Source organism: Sphingomonas sp. 2SG (assembly GCF_005503285.1).
In the GTDB taxonomy this organism is placed as follows: Bacteria; Pseudomonadota; Alphaproteobacteria; order Sphingomonadales; family Sphingomonadaceae; genus Sphingomonas; species Sphingomonas taxi.
Genome location: NZ_SCMZ01000099.1, coordinates 1 through 2,840, shown reverse-complemented (window position 1 = coordinate 2,840; position 2,840 = coordinate 1). Strand labels below are relative to the sequence as shown.

The 2,840-nt window shown below is 68.4% G+C and carries 2 protein-coding genes; one reads left to right on the top strand and one right to left on the bottom strand.

The window, feature by feature from the left end:
- Window positions 1-59: 59 nt before the first annotated feature.
- Complete coding sequence (locus FFS23_RS19830) at window positions 60-1,994, bottom strand: potassium transporter Kup (protein WP_137899950.1); 1,935 nt, start codon at window positions 1,992-1,994, stop codon at window positions 60-62.
- Window positions 1,995-2,131: 137 nt separating this feature from the next.
- Here FFS23_RS19830 and pdeM point away from each other — a divergent pair, with 137 nt between their 5' ends.
- Entirely contained in the window at window positions 2,132-2,794 is a 663-nt protein-coding gene (gene pdeM / locus FFS23_RS19825) for a ligase-associated DNA damage response endonuclease PdeM (protein ID WP_038661653.1), read from the top strand.
- Window positions 2,795-2,840: the final 46 nt, after the last annotated feature.

Genomic DNA, 2,840 nt, shown 5'->3' with positions numbered 1-2,840 from the left:
GTCCTCCCCCTCCGTCACCGCTTCGCGGTGCCACCTCCCCCTGGCGGGGGAGGAATGATCTACACCGTCACCTGCTCGCCCAGCTCCAGCACCTTGCCCGGCGGGATCTTCAGGAATTCCGTCGGGTCGGCGGCATTGCGCTGCATGAACATGAAGATGCGGTCCTGCCACAAGGGCATGCCGACATCCGCCTCGGGCTTGAGCGTGTTGCGGCCGATGAAGAAGCTGGTCTTCATCGCGTCGAGGCTGCGCATCTCGGTCTTGCCGCCGACGCCGAGATCGGCGGGCACGTCGGGCGATTCCATGAAGCCGTAATTGAGCACGACGATCTCGAAATTGTCGTCGAGCCGCTCGCTGGTGCGGCGATGCTCGGCGTCGACCACCGGCCGATCGGTGGTGCGGATGCTGACCACCAGATTGCGCTCGTGCAGCACCTTGTTGTGCTTGAGATTGTGGAGCAGCGCGCCGGGCGCCGAGCGCGGGTTGGCGGTGAGGAACACTGCGGTACCCGGTACGCGCTCGGGCGGCCGCTTGGCGAGCGCGGCGGCGAGGTCGGCGAGCGGGATGCTCTGCCGCGCCTCGAACGCGCGGACGATGCCCTTGCCGCGCACCCAGGTGTAGATCAGCAGGCCGATGCTCGCCGCGATCACCAGCGGTACCCAGCCGCCCTCGACGACGCGCAGGATGTTGGCGCCGAAGAAGACGAGGTCGAGGCACAGGAACGGCAGGATCGCCGCCAGCGCCCACGCCCGCTTCCAGTGCCAGACGTGCCGCGCGACGAGATAGCCGAGCAAGGTCGTCACCACCATCGTCCCGGTCACCGCGATGCCATAAGCGGCGGCCATCGCCGACGAGGTCTTGAACTGGATGATCAGCACCAGCACGCCGACCAGCAGCAGCCAGTTGATCGCCGGCAGATAGATCTGCCCGGCGAAATCGGCCGAGGTCTGGCGCAGCTTCATCCGCGGCAGCAGACCGAGCTGCACCGCCTGCTGGGTCAGCGAGAAGGCGCCGGTGATCACCGCCTGGCTGGCGATGACGGTGGCGAAGCCGGCGAGCACGATCAGCGGCCCGCGCACCGATTCGGGCGCCATCAGGAAGAACCAGTCCTGGTTCTTGAACGCGGTCCCCGCCGCCTGCGCCGCCTCGAGATGCGACAGCGCGAACGCCCCCTGCCCGAGATAGTTGAGCATCAGCGCGGGGAAGACGAGGATCAGCCAGGCGATGCGGATCGGCTTCTTGCCGAAATGGCCCATATCCGCGGTCAGCGCCTCGGCACCGGTGACGGTGAGGAACACCGCGCCGAGCACGAACAGCCCGACCGTGCCGTGCGTCGCGAGGAAGCGGATGCCGTAATGCGGCAGCAGCACGCGGAAGATCGAGGGTTCGTCGGCGATATGCCAGATGCCGAGGCCGCCGATCGTCAGGAACCAGAGAATGCAGACCGGACCGAAGAGCTTGGCGACGATCGCCGTGCCGCGCCGCTGGATGAAGAACAGCGCGACGAGGATCGCGATCGTCAGCGCGCGGATCGTGCCTTCGTCGAAGAATTTGGCGGCGCTGGGGATCGTCCGCAGCCCCTCCATCGCCGACAGCACCGACAGCGACGGCGTAATGATCGCATCGCCATAGAACAGCGCCGCCCCCGCCGCGCCGAGCACCAGGGCAACCCGGCTGCGCATCCCGAGCGAGCGCCGCGCCAGCGCCGCCAGCGCGAGCACACCGCCCTCGCCGTGATTGTCGGCGCGCATCAGGAACAGCACGTATTTGACCGTGACGATCAGCGTCAGCGTCCATAGCGCGAGGCTGAGCACGCCGAGGATCTCGCTGGGGTCGATCCCGTCGGCGGCGGACTGCTGCAACGCCTCGCGGAATGCGTAGAGCGGGCTGGTGCCGATATCGCCGAACACGACGCCGATCGCGCCGATGGTCAGGCCGATCAATGCGGGGTGGGACGGTTGATGGGAAGCGGGTGCTTCGACGGCGAGCGACATGCGCGCGACTACCCCTGACAAAAGCCTTCCGGCGGAAGGACGGCGCGCTTTACGCCGATTGGCCGGCCGCGCAAGCGGATTTGCGCGTGGCGGCACAAGCGCTTGATCGCCCGTCCCTTTGCGGGCAAGGCGGGGCCATGGTTCCCTTTTCGTTCGGTGGTCACGCGCTTTATGCCCTGCCCGAGGGGGCGTTGCTGTGGCCGGCGCGGCGCGCGCTGCTCGTCGCCGACCTGCATTTCGAGAAGGCGAGCTGGTATGCCGCGCGCGGCCAGATGCTGCCGCCCTATGACTCGCTCGCGACGCTCGCCGACCTCGCGAGGCTGGTGCAGGCGACCGGCGCGGAGGAGTTATGGTGCCTCGGCGACAGTTTCCACGACAGCGACGGCTGCGAGCGGCTGCCGCAGGAAGCGCAGATCCGGCTGCGCGCGCTGACCGAGGGGCTACGCTGGACGTGGATCACCGGCAACCACGATCCCGACATCAAGGACCGCTGCGGCGGCGAGACCGCGGACGAGGCGGAGGTCGACGGCCTGATCCTCCGCCACGAGGCCGATCCCGACGAGACGCGGCCCGAGCTGTCCGGTCATTTCCATCCCAAGCTGCGCATCCATGTGCGGGGCAAGAAGGTAGCGCGACGCTGTTTCGTCGCGACCGCGCGCAAGATCGTGCTGCCGGCCTTCGGCGCGCTGACCGGCGGGCTCGACGTCGACCACCCCGCGCTGACCAAGGCGGTCGGCCGCGGCGCGGAAGCGCTGGTGCCGGTGGAGCAAAGGCTGCTCCGCTTCCCGATCGCCGCCTGAGCTAGATCCTCCCCCGCCAGGGGGAGGTGGCAGCGAAGCTGACGGA